Annotated in this window: 21 protein-coding genes and 1 riboswitch; of the genes, 5 read left to right on the top strand and 16 right to left on the bottom strand. The window is 39.2% G+C overall.

Annotation, left to right across the window (positions count from 1 at the left end):
* Window positions 1–46 precede the first annotated feature (46 nt).
* The 4 genes from ACP8HI_RS02495 to ACP8HI_RS02480 all read right to left on the bottom strand — a co-directional run bounded on the left by ACP8HI_RS02495 (window position 47) and on the right by ACP8HI_RS02480 (window position 3264).
* On the bottom strand, window positions 47–652 hold the full coding sequence (locus ACP8HI_RS02495; RefSeq protein ID WP_438349565.1) for a class D sortase: 606 nt from the start codon (window positions 650–652) through the stop codon (window positions 47–49).
* A 210-nt stretch (window positions 653–862) separates the two neighbouring features.
* The gene (locus tag ACP8HI_RS02490; RefSeq protein WP_438349564.1) at window positions 863–1045 is read right to left on the bottom strand and encodes a hypothetical protein; all 183 of its coding nucleotides are present in this window, start codon (window positions 1043–1045) and stop codon (window positions 863–865) included.
* Window positions 1046–1197: 152 nt separating this feature from the next.
* Window positions 1198–2334, bottom strand: coding sequence for a response regulator (locus ACP8HI_RS02485; RefSeq protein WP_438349563.1), 1137 nt, complete (start codon window positions 2332–2334; stop codon window positions 1198–1200).
* Window positions 2335–2457: 123 nt separating this feature from the next.
* Window positions 2458–3264 (bottom strand): transglutaminase domain-containing protein, encoded by an 807-nt coding sequence (locus tag ACP8HI_RS02480; protein ID WP_438349562.1) that lies wholly within the window; start codon window positions 3262–3264, stop codon window positions 2458–2460.
* A 13-nt stretch (window positions 3265–3277) separates the two neighbouring features.
* A riboswitch (cyclic di-GMP riboswitch) is annotated at window positions 3278–3359 on the bottom strand.
* 132 nt (window positions 3360–3491) lie between these two features.
* Between ACP8HI_RS02480 and ACP8HI_RS02475 the strand changes: the two genes are divergently transcribed.
* Window positions 3492–4412, top strand: coding sequence for an AEC family transporter (locus tag ACP8HI_RS02475; protein WP_438349561.1), 921 nt, complete (start codon window positions 3492–3494; stop codon window positions 4410–4412).
* Window positions 4413–4641: 229 nt separating this feature from the next.
* On the opposite strand, the gene glgD is transcribed toward ACP8HI_RS02475, so the two are convergent.
* Together glgD and ACP8HI_RS02465 are read right to left on the bottom strand one after the other, a co-directional pair.
* The gene (glgD, locus tag ACP8HI_RS02470; protein ID WP_438349560.1) at window positions 4642–5745 is read right to left on the bottom strand and encodes a glucose-1-phosphate adenylyltransferase subunit GlgD; all 1104 of its coding nucleotides are present in this window, start codon (window positions 5743–5745) and stop codon (window positions 4642–4644) included.
* Window positions 5742–6911 (bottom strand): glucose-1-phosphate adenylyltransferase, encoded by a 1170-nt coding sequence (locus ACP8HI_RS02465; RefSeq protein ID WP_438349559.1) that lies wholly within the window; start codon window positions 6909–6911, stop codon window positions 5742–5744. Before ACP8HI_RS02465 ends, glgD begins: the two co-directional genes overlap by 4 nt.
* A gap of 235 nt (window positions 6912–7146) precedes the next feature.
* Here ACP8HI_RS02465 and ACP8HI_RS02460 point away from each other — a divergent pair, with 235 nt between their 5' ends.
* A complete protein-coding gene (locus ACP8HI_RS02460) occupies window positions 7147–8886 on the top strand; it encodes a methyl-accepting chemotaxis protein (protein WP_438349558.1) in 1740 nt (579 codons plus the stop codon).
* Window positions 8887–8953: 67 nt separating this feature from the next.
* Here the strand turns inward: ACP8HI_RS02460 and ACP8HI_RS02455 are convergent, their stop codons facing one another.
* From ACP8HI_RS02455 to ACP8HI_RS02445, 3 genes are read right to left on the bottom strand one after another with little or no spacing between them, the layout of a single operon-like run.
* On the bottom strand, window positions 8954–9706 hold the full coding sequence (locus tag ACP8HI_RS02455) for a hypothetical protein (protein WP_438349557.1): 753 nt from the start codon (window positions 9704–9706) through the stop codon (window positions 8954–8956).
* Window positions 9703–10401 (bottom strand): ABC transporter ATP-binding protein, encoded by a 699-nt coding sequence (locus tag ACP8HI_RS02450; protein ID WP_438349556.1) that lies wholly within the window; start codon window positions 10399–10401, stop codon window positions 9703–9705. Before ACP8HI_RS02450 ends, ACP8HI_RS02455 begins: the two co-directional genes overlap by 4 nt.
* Complete coding sequence (locus ACP8HI_RS02445; RefSeq protein ID WP_438349555.1) at window positions 10394–10804, bottom strand: GntR family transcriptional regulator; 411 nt, start codon at window positions 10802–10804, stop codon at window positions 10394–10396. The genes ACP8HI_RS02450 and ACP8HI_RS02445 overlap by 8 nt, the downstream gene beginning before the upstream one ends.
* A 246-nt stretch (window positions 10805–11050) precedes the next feature.
* On the opposite strand from ACP8HI_RS02445, the gene ACP8HI_RS02440 reads away from it, so the two are divergent.
* From ACP8HI_RS02440 to ACP8HI_RS02430, 3 genes are all read left to right on the top strand, one after another.
* On the top strand, window positions 11051–11812 hold the full coding sequence (locus tag ACP8HI_RS02440) for a threonine/serine exporter family protein (RefSeq protein WP_438349554.1): 762 nt from the start codon (window positions 11051–11053) through the stop codon (window positions 11810–11812).
* Between the two features lie 16 nt (window positions 11813–11828).
* A complete protein-coding gene (locus tag ACP8HI_RS02435; RefSeq protein WP_438349553.1) occupies window positions 11829–12260 on the top strand; it encodes a threonine/serine exporter family protein in 432 nt (143 codons plus the stop codon).
* A 79-nt stretch (window positions 12261–12339) separates the two neighbouring features.
* Window positions 12340–13356 (top strand): ABC transporter substrate-binding protein, encoded by a 1017-nt coding sequence (locus tag ACP8HI_RS02430; protein WP_438349552.1) that lies wholly within the window; start codon window positions 12340–12342, stop codon window positions 13354–13356.
* 79 nt (window positions 13357–13435) lie between these two features.
* On the opposite strand, the gene ACP8HI_RS02425 is transcribed toward ACP8HI_RS02430, so the two are convergent.
* The 7 genes from ACP8HI_RS02425 to ACP8HI_RS02395 all read right to left on the bottom strand — a co-directional run bounded on the left by ACP8HI_RS02425 (window position 13436) and on the right by ACP8HI_RS02395 (window position 18292).
* Window positions 13436–14380 (bottom strand): GNAT family N-acetyltransferase, encoded by a 945-nt coding sequence (locus ACP8HI_RS02425; RefSeq protein ID WP_438349551.1) that lies wholly within the window; start codon window positions 14378–14380, stop codon window positions 13436–13438.
* Window positions 14381–14570: 190 nt separating this feature from the next.
* Window positions 14571–14657 (bottom strand): DUF418 domain-containing protein, encoded by an 87-nt coding sequence (locus ACP8HI_RS02420; protein WP_438351683.1) that lies wholly within the window; start codon window positions 14655–14657, stop codon window positions 14571–14573.
* Window positions 14623–15093: an ATP-binding cassette domain-containing protein gene (locus ACP8HI_RS02415; RefSeq protein ID WP_438349550.1), complete on the bottom strand. Its 471-nt coding sequence runs from the start codon at window positions 15091–15093 to the stop codon at window positions 14623–14625. The genes ACP8HI_RS02420 and ACP8HI_RS02415 overlap by 35 nt, the downstream gene beginning before the upstream one ends.
* 45 nt (window positions 15094–15138) lie before the next feature.
* Window positions 15139–15489 (bottom strand): DUF2178 domain-containing protein, encoded by a 351-nt coding sequence (locus ACP8HI_RS02410; protein WP_438351682.1) that lies wholly within the window; start codon window positions 15487–15489, stop codon window positions 15139–15141.
* The gene (locus ACP8HI_RS02405; RefSeq protein ID WP_438349549.1) at window positions 15479–15718 is read right to left on the bottom strand and encodes a helix-turn-helix transcriptional regulator; all 240 of its coding nucleotides are present in this window, start codon (window positions 15716–15718) and stop codon (window positions 15479–15481) included. Before ACP8HI_RS02405 ends, ACP8HI_RS02410 begins: the two co-directional genes overlap by 11 nt.
* Before the next feature lie 496 nt (window positions 15719–16214).
* A complete protein-coding gene (locus ACP8HI_RS02400; protein ID WP_438349548.1) occupies window positions 16215–17246 on the bottom strand; it encodes a FecCD family ABC transporter permease in 1032 nt (343 codons plus the stop codon).
* On the bottom strand, window positions 17243–18292 hold the full coding sequence (locus ACP8HI_RS02395; protein ID WP_438349547.1) for a FecCD family ABC transporter permease: 1050 nt from the start codon (window positions 18290–18292) through the stop codon (window positions 17243–17245). The genes ACP8HI_RS02400 and ACP8HI_RS02395 overlap by 4 nt, the downstream gene beginning before the upstream one ends.
* Between the last annotated feature and the right edge of the window lie 131 nt (window positions 18293–18423).

Genomic DNA, 18423 nt, shown 5'->3' with positions numbered 1-18423 from the left:
CAGAGTTTATGTACTCAAAAGCAATCACTCCTTCTCTTCATCGCTTCTAATCTATTATTTTCCCTTTAATAATAATGCGATGAGTGGGGTTGATCATTGGATCACAGGTAACCAAGGTGAGTTCTTTATCTTCACCATTGCCTTCTAACACCCATACTTCTTCGGGTTTGACACGTAGCTTCTCTGTAACTGTATATTCAAATTGTTGTTCACCATTATCGACTTGTATCTTATCGCCTTCAACAACCTCATTAAGTCTATTGAAGTTCCTTCCATACGTACGGTTTCTGTGTCCTGCGAGAGCATAGTTTCCAACCCGGCCCATTGTCCCCGTATTGGCGATACTAGCAATCGTAGTCTTCATATTCTCCTTCGTTGCTCCATGAAGAATGGGCAATTGTAAACCAATGGTACTGATACGTAGAATACCTTCCATATTCTCATCGTTACTAGATGTCCTCTCTTGCAGATCATCTACCACATCTTCAAGATCGACGTTATCAGATAACGTATCCTCAGCCATCTCTTCGGATAATTCATCTCCATTATCAATATTGTTAAGACTCTTCTGCCATTCCGCAACCAACTTCTGCTGCTGGTAATTCTCATACATTTCAGATAATTTGGGATAGTTGAGCATCATCATTCCCATAACTATTAGTAGTACGGGGACCATTTTCACCCTTTTTCTCATATTATGTACATTCCTAACCTTTGATTTATTAGATGGCTATCGCAATTATTCGATAAATTCTACCAATTTCTATTATAAATATCACATCTCAACAAATTCTCAACAATAACTAACCACCCTAAGGAAATAATATTGGTCTTTATTTCATAAAAATAAATACATTCCATTTTATTTCCAAGTTCCTGCTTTAATTTCCTTTTTGTTCGTTATCCATTTGTGTTTCATTTTCTGTATGATTCCCACTTTCTTCTTCTCTTTTAGAATACGTCTCGTGCCCTGTATCAGCAGCTTATATCTATATTCGTCCGTATAACTGAGTTTATGAACTTCTTCAAAATAATCAGCATTCAAATTGTAACGACCCCTTTATGCTATCTCCTAGTGTCTTTATATCTTCATATTCAAGTATAAGATTGCTATCTATACAATATCTAGACAGTACAAAAAGACCCTGCTATCTACATTTGTAGAAAACAGGGTCTTTCCCATTGCTCACAAGACATTCAAGATTCAATTAACTTTCCTTGCCATTGTTTATACCACTCTGAAATATACGCACTAGGCGGTTCATTAAATTCATCCAGTAGATTCCTAATCAGAGAATGATACTGTCGATTTACCAATATATCATTATCCATAGACGCATATATTTTCATCAGAATAAAATAAGCCTTCTCCTCTTGCACATGCCGATTACATATTTCAATATACCAAAAAGTAGCCTTATCTAGCTGATCGTGTTCTACGTACCAGTCTGCGATCTCATAAGAAATACTGAGCCACAAATCCTTAAGCCGTTGACGCTCGCTTTCAGCCCACCAATAATCATATTCCTGTAAGTAATCTCCAGAATATAATTTCATGATTTCTATATAGTTATCTAATGATTCAATTGATAGAGGTGAAGCTGAACCTAATCTAGTCTCCCATTCTTCTACGTCTAACAGAACATGATCGATATTCAGTACATAACCTTCCATTGAGTTCACAATTTGAAAATGTTCATCATAGGGTGCCAATGTTTTTCGTATGTGATAAATAGCAGTATATAACTGTGAATATACTTTGTCCTGTTCATACTCTGGCCACAGCAGATCAATCAATACAGATTTACGAACTAATTGACCACGATGTTGTAGTAAATATAGGAACAATTCCTGCGCTTTTGACGTCCGCCATTGAATCACAGAGAATAGATTATTAGACACTTCGACGGTGACTTGCCTAAATATATTCATCCTCATTCTATTAGTATAACTCACAACTTGATCTTGTTTAGATTCTACGTATCCGGTAATGCGTTCCATCGTTTTGTTCAACCGATCAAATCTAATAGGTTTCACTATATAATCCAATGCATTCAGTTCAAAAGCCTTAACGGCATATTCATTATATGCCGTTACAAACACAATATATATATCTGGCTTCTTCTCCAGAATCTGTTCTGCTAACTCAATCCCATTTATTTCTGGTAAGTTGATATCCAAAAAAACTAAATCCACATCTTGAAGAAGAATCTCTCTTCTTCCAACAATCGGATCTATAAATTTACCTATTATTTCTATGTTTGAAAGTTTCATAAGTTGGCGCTCTAAATAATCTACAGCAAGCTGTTCATCATCTACAAGAATCACTTTCATTAAGAACATACTCCTTATTTGTGGAATTGGGTAACACTGAATTCCTTATGTTAACAATATCATGATTTCTAAAAACAAAGAAGCCACGAACATATTGTTCAAGGCTTCTCATAAATATTATCATTAGTACTGTTTGGTTGCCGAATACTTTGTTGCATCTTTGATCATCGTAAACGCTGTTGTAGTACCGTTCCAGCCTGCATCAGTCGTTGTATCGATAGTAACCCATTTATTGTTCACATATACTTCATTCCAAGCGTGATAGGTATCCACATAACTAGTCGTACCCATAACAAGCTTAGTAGGAATATCTACACTCCGAAGCATCGCTGCGAACAAAGTAGAATACCCATAGCAAATATCTTTCTTCGACGACAATGTCTGATCGATCTGAGGGAAATAATCTGCAGGAACATTCGCTGCTAGTTTATGATCATATTTAATATTATTAATGACATAATTATAAATTATGGTTACCTTCTCGGTATCCGTTTTTACATTTTCCGTTAATTCTTTCGCCTTTTTAATGGCTTGATTCGTATCATTCCAATTCACATTCTGAATCGAGTTCAAATATACTGTTGCGCTATCACTCAGATCAAGCGTGATCGTATCTGTGTGTACAACTCGATATTTGTTTCCCGTTGCTTGTTCAAGAATGCTAACTGTATAATTACCGTTGCCCAATTGAAGGGGAAATACTTCCGCTTGCTTGCTAACCGTTAAATCATAAGTATATTTCTCCTCGCCCTTAACGATTACGAGTTTTGTCTGAACTTTCGCCTTCACGTCGTACTTCACACTAATAATTCCCTTGTCTACATTAGCTTCATCTAACCAGCTAGTCCCTACTGCAGCACGGACTGTTACTCCATTAAATAAAGAGATCACTATCACAAGTGTCGCCACAAATAGCATGAATTTCCGCACAAATAAAACTCCCTTCGGTGGCTAGGCTACCATCTTAACAAGAAGGCCCTATAGCTTTGCGTCCCTACCTTTCGATAGGTTTGCCGTTATCGTAATAAAGTTCTGTATCTGCCTATCGTATCATAACCCTCTGTTATAACAAAGTTATTCTTCTAAGTCCTATCGGACATAAGTGCTATAATGGGAAGATCATTTCGATTCTATCACTCGCAGAGGAAGTTGAATTTATGATTGTAGACATCATGTTAGAAGTCGTATTACCCGTATTCGTACTCATTGGAATTGGATCTTGGATGCAGCGCGTATTCCGCCTAGACCTATATACTTTAGCCAAAATAAACTTTTACTGTATCACACCTGCTGCTGTCTTCATGAGTATGTATCATTCAGATATATCAGGAGAGCTACTGGGGACAATCACGCTATTCTACGCACTATATGTTCTTATCCTCTACTTGATTGGTTCACTGCTATCCCGTTATATGAAGCTTAGCAAGGGGATGAAGGCCGCATTCAATAATAGTATTATGCTGGATAATTCGGGGAACTACGGCATGCCTGTCAACGCTTTAGTCTTTAATGGTGATCCATTAGCCTCCTCCATTCAAGCATTAATCATGTCACTTCAGAGCCTACTGACCTTTACATATGGTGTGCTCTCTATCCAAGGGGCGAAGCTTAAAGGAAACTACAGAAGTGTATTGATTGGTTTTCTCAAAATGCCTGTCCCCTACGCATTAGGTATCGGATTGCTCCTTCGTGCGCTGAAGGCTCCTCTTCCAATCTTTATCTCTCAACCGCTAACCTATGCACAGCAATCCATGGTCGCTGTCGCATTGCTAACGCTTGGAGCACAAATCGTGAAATATCCGTTACGCTTGTATCGGTTAGATGTGTATGTGAGTGTATTCGTGCGCCTTCTGATCGGACCCGCAATTGGTTGTTTACTCGTATACACTTTGGGGTTACATGGTATCCCCGCACAAGCTTTACTCATCGCTTCAGGTATGCCAACAGGCGTTAACTCATCCATTCTGGCTGAAGAGTATCATAACGAACCCGATTTCGCCGCACAAACCGTGTTGATTTCCACTTTATTGAATGTCGTCACGATTACTGCGTTGATCTCTTTGGCGAGAACTTTTTAAGGATCAACATATAAGTAGTATCAACAAAGGTCTGATAAAGCAAAAGCAGCTCTCTTCTGACGAGGAATGAGCTGCTCTTTTAGATTTCCAATCCCTTTTACCTTATGCAGAGAACCTTTACGGTTCAGCATTTTGTTGTGGACCCATTGAATATGTCTCCAAGACCGGAGTCTTAATGTGACTGCAGTATATCATGACTACGGAGTTCAAGAGTCTACGTAATTCCCTATCAAATAACCTTCCGCTTCACAGCGACAAACGGCGCTCGCTCATGTCCTATTAACGTTCTATCTGCCTTAACGATGACATCCTTATCAATAATAGCCTGTTCGATGGAGGTGTTCTCATGGATCACACCGTTCTGCATCACAATACTATTTCTTACGGTCGCACCTTTACGAATATGGACCCCACGAAATAGAATGGAGTTCTCGACACGCCCTTCAATGACACATCCATTGGCCACCATGGAATTACTTGTATGACCGGAAGCTAAGTGTCGTGCTGGGGGCTCATCTTTTATTTTCGTATAAATAAGTCCTGGCTTAAAGAATAACTCTCTCCACACATTCGGATTCAGAAGATTCATGCTGTGCTTGTAGTAACTGTTCAATGTATTAATAACTCCTAGATACCCCTGATGCGAATAACCATATATATTCAACCGACCAAGATTGGCACGAATCGCATCCTTCATAAGGCTATGATGACCTTCTGCTAAAGATGCTTCTATTAGATCTAGCAGTAGACTTTTCTTAAGAAAGAACATCTCCATGGATACCTTATCGCCATGCGGTGATGAATTCGGTTCCCAGATCGACGTCACTCGACCTTTATCATCCATTCCAATCCGTGTTGAGAATGAATCGACATCACTCGTATCTTTATATACTACGGTGATGTCTGCTCTAGTGCTATTGTGGAATTCCTGTAATCCGTTAAAGTCGATATTACATACCATGTAGCTTCGGGAGATCAAGACATACTCCTCACTACTTCGATGTAGATAATCTCTATGAGCATTTAATGCGTGTAAATCTCCATTGGAACCATCCAGACCTTCCTTCATAGGAGGAAGAATGAACAGCCCAGACCTTTTTCTGTCTAGATCCCATTCCTTCCCTGATCCTAAATGATCCATTAATGAACGATATTTCGTATGTGTGAATATTCCAACATTCGTAATTCCAGAGTTAACCATACTTGATAGAATGAAATCAATGAGGCGGTAGCGACCGGCAAACGGAACAGATCCGATATTTCGATGATACGTAAGTTCTTCCAACTGATCTGTCTCATTCACCATATTGATAATTCCCATAACATTCTTCATGTCAACATCTGCTCCTTCAAGTGTAAGAATTCCGAAGGGATTGATTCATGATTTCCTACAAGAGTAACTTCATCAGTGTCAGGTGACCCTACTTTACTTCCATCCCCAATGATGGATCCTTCACCTACGATAGCTTTATAGATCGTTACATTCTCTCCAATTTTGGCATTAGGCATGATAACGGAATCGATGATCACACTCCCCACTCCAATCTCAACGCCATAGAACAAGACTGAGTGCTTCACTTCTCCAAATACAATGCAGCCTTCATTCACAAGAGAATTAACAATGTTAGCAGAATCTGCGATATATTGAGGGGGTTGATTCGGATTCAGAGAGTAAATACGCCACTTACGATCATCTAATTTCAGAGTAGTCTCATCATCCAACAAGTCCATATTCGCTTCCCACAGGCTATCAATCGTCCCGACATCTTTCCAGTATCCCTCGAAAGGATAGGCCGATAATTGTATACCATCTTCCAACATCGTAGGAATAATATCTTTCCCGAAATCATGACTGGATTGCGCCTCGGCGGCATCATTCTCCAAGTATTGTTTCAGCGTCTTCCATGTGTACATATACACCCCCATGGAGGCGAGATTGCTTGTACTATCCTTTGGTTTCTCCTGAAATTGAGTCACTCTATGCTTATCATCCACGCTTAGAATTCCGAAACGGTTCACATCTTTCCATTCGACTTCAATAACAGCGATCGTTGCATCAGCTTTTTGTTCTTTGTGAAAATGTAGCATTCGCTCATAATCCATTTTGTAAATATGGTCACCAGATATAATAAGTACATATTCAGGATTGTATTGTTCAATATAATCGATGTTCTGATATATAGCATCTGCGGTTCCTTTGTACCAATCCCCACCTTTTCGCTTGATAAATGGAGGTAGAATCGAGACTCCACCTTCTTTACGATCCAAATCCCATGGTTTTCCAATACCGATATAGTGGTTCAATACTTGAGGATGATACTGCGTTAATACCCCAACTGTATCAATACCTGAATTCGTGCAATTACTGAGTGTGAAATCGATAATACGATACTTGCCACCGAAGAACACAGCAGGTTTAGCTATTTTTCTAGTTAGCTTTCCTAAGCGTTTCCCCTCTCCTCCAGCTAATAGCATGGCTATGCATTCCTTTTTCTTCATCACATAACCCTCCCTCACGACATTCGAATCCTTCTCCCGCTTCGTACTATATTCAGAGTATCCGTCTATATCCTAAATGGGATAGTACTGCAAATATATGTGAGCTTGGACAGGATTATGACTGCCGATTGACAACATCCGTCCTTCTTATAGGTCTTAGGGCATACATTTAACTCAATTTTATTCGTATATATTCCGATAGTATTTAGATAGACACATAAAAGGAGAGAAACACATGAAGAAGTTCTTTGAAAAGATCAGAAATTATCGAAAAAATCAAACCATTACCCAGCAACTCATCCTGATGCTAGTAGTCGTAACACTCGTAAGTATTGGGTCAGGAACCAGCAATATTATATCCAACCGAGCGGTATCAGAGAGCATCAAGGATTCACAATATGCAACAGAACAAGAAAAGAGTTACGTAGAAGTAGCTGATAAAATGCAACGGGATCTAATATGGATGATCGATATGATAGAGACTGGAAACAGAGATAATCGAGTAAGTATGCTGCAGGATATCGAAAGCCTTCCTCAGGAAATGGAATCTCTTACTTTACAATTCAGTGCTTTTGACAAGTACTTAAATTTAACCGAAGGTACATTTGTGAATTACGTTAATGTTCTAAATATGGTCTATGCTACCTTGCTTGAAGTCCATCCACAGATAACACCTGAACTCACGGACTTCGATAGGCGCATATTAAAACAGAAACTCATGAGTACCTACACTTCAGTTTTATCTTATAGTAAGTCCACGATAAATGATAAATTCCAGGAAGTGTTACAAGAAAATCAGACTATTCTAAGCCAAAGTGTATCTAGAGCCAACATAGCCATCTATATTAGTAGTGCAATCCTTATCCTTATACCGTTCTTGATGATTATGAACTTTATCACTAGAATTCGAAAAGGATTATCAGGCATCATGAGTCGTATTGATTCCTATCAAAATAGTGACTTCACTTATGAAGGGAATTTAATTCGTAGTGATGAATTCGGCACGATAGATCAGAAGCTCGCTGTCATGGGAACCAATCTTCGGAATACGATTCAATCTACCCTCGACATTAGCAACAATGTCATGAAGATATCGCAACGTATGGAAGACATTGCTCAAGATAACAAAGAAGCGTCTATTACAGTGAAGAAGGAAATTGATGATAGCGCACCCGTTCTTTTATCTCAACTGGACGAGACCACATCTATATCTGCAGTAACCGAGCAAGTGTCTGCTAGTTCTCAGCAAATCACGGCATCCAGTGAATATATTAATGACAATATGCAGTTAATGAAAGATTCTTCACACGTTGGTGTCAAGCATATGAATGAGGTCGTTAAATTAGTTGATCGGACGGGAAATGAATTTGAACAGTTAATGCAGGTGTTCGATACGATGTCCGAACGATATAACCATATCGAACAGACCCTGTCCGGCATTCAAAATGTGAATACCCAGACCAATCTATTATCCTTGAATGCCTCGATCGAAGCAGCTAGAGCGGGTGAACATGGAAGAGGATTTGCTGTTGTTGCTGATGAAATTCGTAAATTATCGGAGAATACCAAATCACTCTCTGAGGAGATTAATACAGACCTAGTGCTTATCCATTCGAATATGACCTCTTGTGGACAAAGTCTAGCTACCTTCTCAAGTGTTATTCAGGAAACGAAAGTTATTTCTGAAAAGTCTAGCACAACATTCCAAGAGTTGGAATCACAAAGTTCCATTCTAGCTGGTCAAGTTAGTGAAATCACGGTGGCCATTGGTGAAATCTCCATGAGTATGGGTAATATTGTTAATTCAGTTGAGACATTATCCACCTCATCCTCTGAGGTAAATACACGTATTCAACTTGTAAGTGAAGTTTCTCAAGGTCAGAATGAAATATCCGATCAATTATATGAACTAACCCACACATTAAAGAATGCTTCAACAAGCTTAAAAGAAAGCACAGACACTTTTAAGGTGTAACTCAATCATGATTCTATAACAAACGGCCCCATACGCGAGTTACCTGCGTGCGCGGGGCCGTTTATTATTACACTTCTACTTTCCGATCAATTAGTTTCACCATGATATAAAGGAAGGCTATGGAACAGATCAGTTCAAAGATAAACATCCCTATAGAGTTACCTGAGAAATACATTGAGTTAAAATCAGTATTTGTTGACATGCCACTTGCTGCATTATCAAATTCAACCGAAAAAATTCGAATTAATCCCCCATTATACTCCCCAAAAAATTTAGATTCTATCCAGGTTAGCCCATTCACAATAAGGAAAAAGGATACGATTCCGATCCAAAAGCTTCCCTTCCTACGAATACTAGCAGCAATTGTGATCGCTAAGAAGATCGTAATCAGTACATGAATAATCATCCAAAACACGCTGAATAGAGTCATTATCGTATCTAAGGGATACATTCTAATTTGGTCCATAATAATTTCTATATGTCCAAAAGCCGATAGGTATACATATCCATGAATGGCCGCTACGAACCCCAATATCAATAAACATCCCCCCCCCATCACAATAGGCGATAGAATGGACTTTAACGTATGCACAGGCAATAATTTACGGTGATAGGCTTTGAGATTATAACTAAAAGTACGAATCGGTGTTATAAATAGAAACACTCCGGCGATAATATAAGCAAAAATAGTGAGCCATGTTAATAACATATTGTTTTCAATGAATAGCATGATCGATACCTGCACAAGAATGAGTACAGCCATAACACCTAGTAACCTGCTTGTATTTCGTTTAAAGTCATATTTCAACAATTTCATCATTCTGCATACACCTCTTTAAACATGTCATCAACGCTTTTTCCATATTTAATACGTATATTCTCCACTTCTTCTTGCATGACAATCTCTCCTTCACGGATGAAGACAACTTCATCAAAGATCCGCTCAATATCACGCACAAGGTGAGTTGAGATAATCAGACTACTATCTTCATTGTAGTACTCTACAATAGCATCTAATATTTTGCCCCGAGCGACTGGGTCCACTCCACCAATCGGCTCATCCAGCAAATAAAGCCGTGCTTTACGTGACAATGCCAATGTTAGTTGTAACCTTTCACTCATCCCTTTGGACAACACACTGACACGATCACTTTCATTCAATTTCATGAATTGAAGCATTTCACGCGCTTTCGAACTATCGAAGTCGTCATAGAAATCTTGAAAAAAGGTAATAGCATCACGGACCTTCATCCATGATTCCGTCAAGGGTCGATCTGGCATGAAGGACACTAACCCTTTGCTGTTCAATCCTACAGGTGTTCCCGCTACGGATATGGTCCCTCTAGATGGCTGTAACAACCCAGAGACCATCTTCATGAGCGTACTCTTCCCACTTCCATTACTCCCAAGGAGACCTACAATTTTCCCCGTTCCGATCTCAAGGGATACATCATTCAAAGCGCGTTTCGATCCGTAAGTCTTCGTTACATCATTCATTTGCAATAAACTATTCACGTAGGTTCGCTCCTCTCTCTTGATTCGAGTCTGATTCAGGGCCTGCCGTTACCGCCTCGGCTACGATAGATACGATATCTTGATTTGCAAATCCAAGTTCCTGCATGCCATTAATAAATCGATCTAGCAAATCTCCTGCCATTTCCTTCTTCATCTCCATAATTTTAGATTCCTCACTTGTCACGTATCTTCCGAGACCACGTCTCGTCTCAACAACTTCTTCCCGCTCTAGCTCCTGAAAGGTCCGCTGAATCGTATTCGGATTAATCTGTAATTCAGCTGCTAATTCCCGAACCGATATTATTTTGTCGCCAGCCTTTAGTGAACCTGTTACGATCTGTCTCTTGATATAATTCATGATTTGTAAATAAATCGGCTGATTATTGTCAAATTCAATACTCACGATAGGTTGATCTCCTTTCCTCAGTGTCACTGTTATACCTAAATAGTACACTATGAATGTAGTGTTGTAAAGCCCCTTTTAAAAAAACCAGAACAATTAAAACCTCAGCACCTGATACCTGTTGAATAACGGTAACTTGGCTTCCCAATGTTCTCCATTATATTTTCCACATGATATAATGATTTTATCATTGTAGAATGAATGCGGTAATCGCTTATGAATAGCTTGACGAGGGAGAAGATCGCCTTGGAAATAAGGGTAGAACAACCCATTCATGAAGTCGTTGAAGTTTGTCTGTTAGCTGGGAAAATCATGCTGCAAAGCGGGGCAGAAACTTATCGCGTAGAAGATACCATGTCCCGAATAGCATCCTCATTTAATCTTCTAAACTCCCATAGTTTTGTGATGCCAACCGGAATTATTTTCCAACCCAATGGCGTTGAATCAGCCAAGCTGATCCGAATAGTAGAACGGACAACCGACCTTCAGAAAGTGAATGCAGTAAACGGCATTTCAAGACAACTAAGCAATGGAGAACTCTCCATTCAAGAAGCACATCACATGCTCTGCAAGATTGACAAAGAGTCTCACGCCTACTCGATAGCATTCCAAATTGCTGCGGCTTCCATTGCGAGTGCTTGCTTCACCATCATGTTTCAAGGCACATGGCCTGATTTCGTTCCCGCTATGATTTGTGGCGGATTAGGTTATACCACCTTTATCTATTTCCATCGCTTGGTAAAGGTGAAGTTTTTCGCCGAATTGATCGCAGCTTTCCTGATCGGTATAGTCTCTTTCTTACTGACCTCAGCAAATTTTGGGCAATCAGTGAATACAATCATCATCGGTTCCGTCATGCCACTGGTTCCAGGTCTACTTATCACAAATGCGATACGTGATTTAATGGCGGGGCATCTTGTTTCCGGGCTGTCTAGAGGAGCTGAGGCGTTCCTAACTGCTTTTGCTATTGGAACAGGTGTTGCTATTGTTTTCACTATTTTTCATTGAAAGAGGTCTGATCAACATGTTAGTTCAAATAGTCACCAGTTTCATTGCATCTGCCGCCTTTGCCATTCTCTTCAATGCCCCCAAAAGATCCCTACTTCAGTGCGGACTTGTTGGCACACTCAGTTGGATGCTCTATACTCTGTTACTAGAACATGCTGATGATGTGTTGGCTGCACTTGTGGCCACCTTCCTCGTTGGCGTAGTTTGCCAAATATTTGCGAAGTTTTATAAAATGCCTGTTATTATTTTTAGCATATCAGGCATTATTCCATTGGTTCCAGGTGGGCTTGCTTATAATGCTATGCGCAGTTTCGTGCAGAATGATTATACCGCTGCCGTTCAATTCGGCGTTCAAGCCTTCCTACTCGCTGGATCCATCGCCTTAGGTCTCGTATTATCAGAAGTACTGAATCAATCCTTCCGTAAGAATACTCCCCCTATGCACTAGATTTCTCTTGACTTTGAAAATGATAATCATTATCATTGTTTTGAGTAGAACTAATAGACTATATAAGGTGGGGAACGATTTGAATTATAGACAACAATCATTCAAGAAAAGGTTCAGTTTATTATTTGTCAGTATGATGGCAGTAACCTTATTGTTAAGTGCATGCGGAAATAACAGTGTTACAACAACGAATACAAAGGAACCACAACAGAATACAACGGCAGATAACTCAACTAAAAATAGTGAAACTATAGTTCCCGTCGAAAAGACAGTAACAGATGGTATGGGTCATAAGGTCGTTATCCCGGCCAATCCTCAACGAATTATTGGTTCCTATCTAGAAGACCATCTTGTTACTCTTGGTATTACACCAGTAGCACAATGGTCCGTTGCCAATGGTATACAAGATTACCTAGCAACTGGATTGAAAGATGTTCCTACAATTAGCTATGATTTACCTCCCGAATCAGTTGCAAGTTTTACCCCTGATCTCATCATTATTGGAGCTGAATCACAAGTACAGAACGGTCTCTATGAGCAATACTCCAAAATCGCACCTACCTATGTATTGGATTCTGAAGTACTTGCAGATTGGAGAACATCACTCACTACCCTTGCTGAAATATTAAATAAAACAGAAGTAGCTGAGAAAGCCCTCCAAGATTATGATCAAAAGGTAGCCGATACGAAAGCAAAGCTTACTGAAGCCATTGAGCAACAATCTGCTGCCATTCTTTGGTTGACGGGTAAACAATTCTTTTTGGTTGATGAAACAGTATCTAGTGGTTCCGTATTATATGGTGATCTAGGTATGACTCCACCGAATTTAGTGACTGAAATTCCTCAAGATGCAAGAGCATCATGGAATCCCATTTCGCTAGAGAAGCTAGCACAGCTAGATGCAGACCATATTTTCCTTGTCAACAGTGATAAGGGCCAAGCAGATGATACAACTCAAGGTACCATTTGGGCGAATCTTCCTGCGGTGAAAGCTGGACATGTATATGAAATGGAATCCACAAGTAGTTGGTTATATAGCGGATATATCGCTGGTGAACAAGTTATGGATGATGTGTTAAAGAGCCTTACGAAGTAGTGCAGAGGATGAATTCTGTATAGCACACAAAGAAATGGATAGAGTGATCAGAGTACATCTGATTCTCTATCCATTTTGCTTACATCGTACGAAAGTTCTCTTCTGGTATGTAAAATGATGTGAATTTTTCTCCAGATTGAAAGCCTAATTCATGATATATCCTTTCTGCATTCAATCCAATAGTTACGAACAATCTTAGAACGGGACAATCATCTTTTAATTCACTTAATGCCTTCTTCAACATATAAGTCGCTAATCCTTTACCTTGATAATTTGGATGAACAACGATATCCTCTATTAAAGGATACTTCGCATGGATAGATATTAGGCAGAAAGCAATTAATTCATTGTTGTCCGCATATAGACAAGTAGATGATTTTTTTAATATTGAATTAGATTCAATTTCCTCTAAATTGGATTTATATTGGATTACTTCATCTTCTATCTTAATTGAGTCCCCATATATAACTTGGTTATAAATGGATTCAAGACTATTGACTCTAGCTAGATATGAAATCTCAGCCATATTTTTTTCATCACCATTTTTAGGTCTCATTTCTAAATACTTATTATCCAAGGTAATATTGAATTTTTCAGTAGGACGAATCATACAGCATCTAGTCATATGTTTCCAAAATCCCAATTTACTGAAATCCTCATAATATGATGGTAGTCCCCATAACATTATTTTCTTACTTCTATCAGACCACTTTATTAATAAATTCTTTAACAATTTCAATACTTCATAACTATCCATGAATGGTGGTTCAATGAAGAATGAATTCATAAAATTGGGTCCAATTCCGACCCCCCCAATTCTTTTTCCGCCTTTTTTAATCCAGTATCCGTTGTTTCCGGGATTTGAAAAGAGTACCCTCTCATCCCAGTTCAGAACCCCTTCTACATTATCGGCGTCATAGGTTGCCAGATATATTGCATATTGTTGTGCATCCGCCTTCTCAATTGTAAATTCATCCGACAATTTATATATATCTTGATTTTCCGACCAGGCTACTAGTTTCACAATACCCCTCCTTCATCAGCTTATCTTTAATTTCAAAAATTAAAATCATAGATAAACCTACTAGAACTCAATCATACCAGGTTTATCTATGGGTTTCATATTTCTAGTTTCTAGCGTGGATTTATTACTTACTTTCTTGTAAGTCATATATATAAATATATCAACAATCACATTGATAGGATTGTTCAAACTATCTTTTCAAAAAGACTAACTTTCTCCATACAAACTCAAATGGTCCATAGTTATATTTCTTCATAATAATTGTTGATAGATACACCTGAATAATCAGGAATACGATACAATAAATGAACCGCACCAAAAACGAATAGCCAAGCAGTCCTTTTCCAAAATAACTTCCTAGGCGCTAATCCCTTCTTCTCCTGACTTCTCATAAAATAATCGAATACCAGCTTCATCTCGTATTCATTGAGTTTGAAGGTGTTTCCGTAAATTCCTGAAAAATAAGTTAAGTGGAATAATCCTGTCTTATTATTGAATAGCTTTGGTTCCTCAATCAAGTACCCTACCTGATGATTGTCTGCAACTGATCCATCATAGGTTTGAATGTTTTGCGTTATAATCTTCATCAGAGTACTTTTTCCAGCGCCGTTTCTTCCAATCAGACCAACGATTTCTCCCTGATTAAAATTCAAAGAGATATCTTTTAAAATTATTGAATTTCCATATCGCTTAGTTAGCATATTTACTAGCATTGTCTAATCCTCCATCCGTGGCTAGATCTCACTCTCTACTTTTCCTTATGAAAAATCCTTTTTATATTGGACTGCCAAGTAAATTCCACCAGCGAAAAATGCTAGCGTATATTTGAACAAGAAAAAGATGTTCCACATATATTCTTTTGGAAAAATTATGTCACATAGAACAATTACCACCAGCATATAGAAACTGCTTTTCAAAAAGATTGTGTTTGTACGTTCGTCTTCTCGCCCAATCATCTTATAAAATGCATAGAGCATAATCATACTAACCATAAGCAGTAACAAAGAAACCCCAAGGAGAATATTCCAATTTCCCGGAGATTGTTCAGCCCAGGATTTTAAAGGGGGAAAAATTGCGTTGTGGATATCTGAGAAATACTTACTTATCATTTTGATCAATTCCTTTCCCATAAGTAAAAATATCGTTTACTTCAACTTTAAAAAAATCGGCAATTCGAAAAGCTAACAGCAGAGTCGGAACATAATTTCCTTTTTCCATTACGAAGATGGTTTGTTTGGATACCCCGACTTTCTCTGCTAATTCTTGCTGAGACATTCTGGCAAGTACACGATATTCATAAACCTTATTGGATATCGAATCACCAAAATCTTTCTTCATGACCATCACCTCTTGAATCAAATTATAAACTCAATTTTAATAAAAGTAAAGTAAACTTATACAAAGTCAGCGAATACATTTATTTTTACTTAGATTACTTTGATTTAACAAGATCCAGAGTGCAGAAAGAACCTGACGAAATTCATGATTCCGTCAGGTTCACATATCGATCTGGTGTAATTTATGGTTTTTGGTGGTGCATTTTATGATATTCAGTGGTGCAAAAAACGGTTAGAGTGGTGCAATCGGGTGATAATATTCACTGTAAATTTTGATTGAACTCTTTATTCGCATAGTGATATGTAGTCTTATTTTCACCAATAACACAATACTTCCATTCCCCACCATAAGCACCTCATCAATCTAATGCAAAAAGAAACACTCCTCTTGTAAAATGAAAGTATTACCAATCAAATACAAGAAGGGTGTTTCTTATGAAAAAGAATACCATATTACCTCATGTGATTCAAAAACTTGTTTCCCCGGAAGAACTTGATTACTGTCTAGATAACATATAAAGAAAATAAGGGGCACCAATGATAGCCACCACAATTCCAGCGGGTATTTCTGTTGGCTGCAAAATGGCTCTTCCAAGCGTATCCGCAAGAAGAAGCATAAGGGCTCCCACTAATGCAGATGTTGGTAATAAATACTTATGCTGTGGGCCAATCAGACGACGGGCTACATGTGGACCAATTAACCCAACGAAGGCAATTCCTCCACTCACTGACACACAAGAGGCGGCTAACGCAATGGCGACCGCAAGCAATTTGAGACGCTCCCTCTCCACTGGAATACCAAGCCCGGTAGCGAGCTTATCACCGAATCCTAGCACATCCAACACGCGAGACTTATAGAACGCATATGGCAGTAGGATGATAAGCCAAGGCGCTAATGCTAGAACGAAATCCCAACTACTCCCCCATATTCTCCCTACAAGCCATACTGCGATCATGTCATAGTTGTTGTGACTTAGGCGAAGAGAGAGGATCGTTAATATGGCACCAAGTCCGGCTGATACAGCAATTCCCACGAGAATTAGGCGGATCGGGATCAGACCATCTTGTTTGCTATATGCTAACAAATAAATGATAGCACCGGCTATACTAGCACCCAGAAGTGCAAGGAATGGCATCAATAAAGTTGGTGCTTGCATATTACTCGGAAAGAAAGAAATAAACAGCACAACAGCTAAGCCAGCACCTATCGTAATGCCAAGCAAGCCTGGATCGGCTAGCGGATTACGAGTAATCCCTTGCAGTATGCAACCCGAAACAGCAAGTCCCGCGCCCACAAGAATCGAAATTACAATTCGCGGAAGTCTAAATTCAATCAATATTAATCTCTGGAAATCTGTCCCTTTGCCCAAGATCGTATTTAATACTTCCAGCGGTGATAGTGTTGATACACCCGTATTCATGCTAATTATAAATGTCAGGACAATGAGGATTACCAATATAAACATGACAATCATCCGATGTCTCTTCTTCTTTAATTTCTCCGTTGGGTCCGCTTTAACTACACTCATGAAAGATTCCTCCCTTCTTTACGCGCTACATAAAGGAAGAATGGAACACCGACGATAGCGATTAAAGCACCAATAGGTGACTCAAACGGAGCATTAATCATTCTCGCACCAATATCGGCAACAGTTAATAGAATTCCACCAAGCACAGCCGAACACGGAATAATCCATCGATAATCCACACCTACGAGAAATCGAGCGAAGTGGGGAACGACAAGCCCTACAAAGGCGATCGGACCAGCAATCGATACAGATACACCTGCCAAAATGAGGACAACAAGTGCTCCCAACATTTTTACAACGGTCATTTGCTGACCTAGACCCTTAGCTACTTCCTCTCCTAGGCTTAGTATGGTAATGGAGCGTGATAGAAGCAGCGCCCCTACCAATCCAACAATCATCCATGGCGCGATCATTTCTAATTGAGCCCATGTCACACCTGCTGTTCCACCAGCGAACCAGAAGGCTAAGTCCTGACTCAGTTTAGAATAGATGGCGATGCCTTCGCTAAGTGCGGTGAATAGTGCACTTACTGCGGCACCTGCAAGCACGAGCCTGATCGGAGTCATTCCTTTCCGTGAAAGTCCGCCAATCCCATACACTAAGATCATACTCATAGCGGCTCCTACGAAGGATAATAGAATCGTCCAGTTATAAGATAACGTAGGAAAAAATGCGAAACAGATCGCTACCATAAATATAGCCCCTGCATTAATACCGAGAATTCCAGAATCCGCCATCGGATTCCTCGTCATCCCTTGCATCACGGCCCCTGCTACTGCAAATCCTGCCCCGACTAAGATATCTGCTAACGCTCTTGGTATACGTATTTCATGGATAATTCCATGATCCGTTATGCTGGAGTTGTAATGAAAGATAGCATCCCATACAGTCTGAAACGGAATATTGACCGCACCAACGGATATCGATAGCATCAGTCCTAAAATTAACAGTACTGTTCCTCCAATGAGTACAGCGATAGCCATTCTAGGTCGAGTACGAATAGGTTGATTCGTAGACATCTCTATTTCATTCATAGATTTAAACATATGGATTCCCTCTTCTAGCTATATGTAGCTCCTATAATTGATAATCATTATCACTCAATAGTTTATCAGTTGCTTATTATAGTGTCCATCTTTAAATAACAATAAATATCACGTATAATAGAAGATAAGCC

It is taken from the genome of Paenibacillus sp. FA6 (assembly GCF_051550225.1).
Taxonomy (GTDB): domain Bacteria; phylum Bacillota; class Bacilli; order Paenibacillales; family Paenibacillaceae; genus Paenibacillus_AQ.
This window is presented reverse-complemented; position numbering and strand designations above follow the sequence as displayed.

Excerpts from the sequence above, each read along its gene's own strand:
- ACP8HI_RS02495 (WP_438349565.1), bottom strand. The coding sequence starts at position 652 with ATGGGAATGATGATGCTCAACTATCCCAAATTATCTGAAATGTATGAG.
- ACP8HI_RS02485 (WP_438349563.1), bottom strand. The coding sequence starts at position 2,334 with ATGAAAGTGATTCTTGTAGATGATGAACAGCTTGCTGTAGATTATTTA.
- ACP8HI_RS02475 (WP_438349561.1), top strand. The coding sequence starts at position 3,492 with ATGATTGTAGACATCATGTTAGAAGTCGTATTACCCGTATTCGTACTC.
- glgD (WP_438349560.1), bottom strand. The coding sequence starts at position 5,745 with ATGAAGAATGTTATGGGAATTATCAATATGGTGAATGAGACAGATCAG.
- ACP8HI_RS02465 (WP_438349559.1), bottom strand. The coding sequence starts at position 6,911 with ATGAAGAAAAAGGAATGCATAGCCATGCTATTAGCTGGAGGAGAGGGG.
- ACP8HI_RS02460 (WP_438349558.1), top strand. The coding sequence starts at position 7,147 with ATGAAGAAGTTCTTTGAAAAGATCAGAAATTATCGAAAAAATCAAACC.
- ACP8HI_RS02455 (WP_438349557.1), bottom strand. The coding sequence starts at position 9,706 with ATGATGAAATTGTTGAAATATGACTTTAAACGAAATACAAGCAGGTTA.
- ACP8HI_RS02435 (WP_438349553.1), top strand. The coding sequence starts at position 11,829 with ATGTTAGTTCAAATAGTCACCAGTTTCATTGCATCTGCCGCCTTTGCC.
- ACP8HI_RS02415 (WP_438349550.1), bottom strand. The coding sequence starts at position 15,093 with ATGCTAGTAAATATGCTAACTAAGCGATATGGAAATTCAATAATTTTA.
- ACP8HI_RS02410 (WP_438351682.1), bottom strand. The coding sequence starts at position 15,489 with ATGATAAGTAAGTATTTCTCAGATATCCACAACGCAATTTTTCCCCCT.
- ACP8HI_RS02405 (WP_438349549.1), bottom strand. The coding sequence starts at position 15,718 with ATGAAGAAAGATTTTGGTGATTCGATATCCAATAAGGTTTATGAATAT.
- ACP8HI_RS02400 (WP_438349548.1), bottom strand. The coding sequence starts at position 17,246 with ATGAGTGTAGTTAAAGCGGACCCAACGGAGAAATTAAAGAAGAAGAGA.
- ACP8HI_RS02395 (WP_438349547.1), bottom strand. The coding sequence starts at position 18,292 with ATGTTTAAATCTATGAATGAAATAGAGATGTCTACGAATCAACCTATT.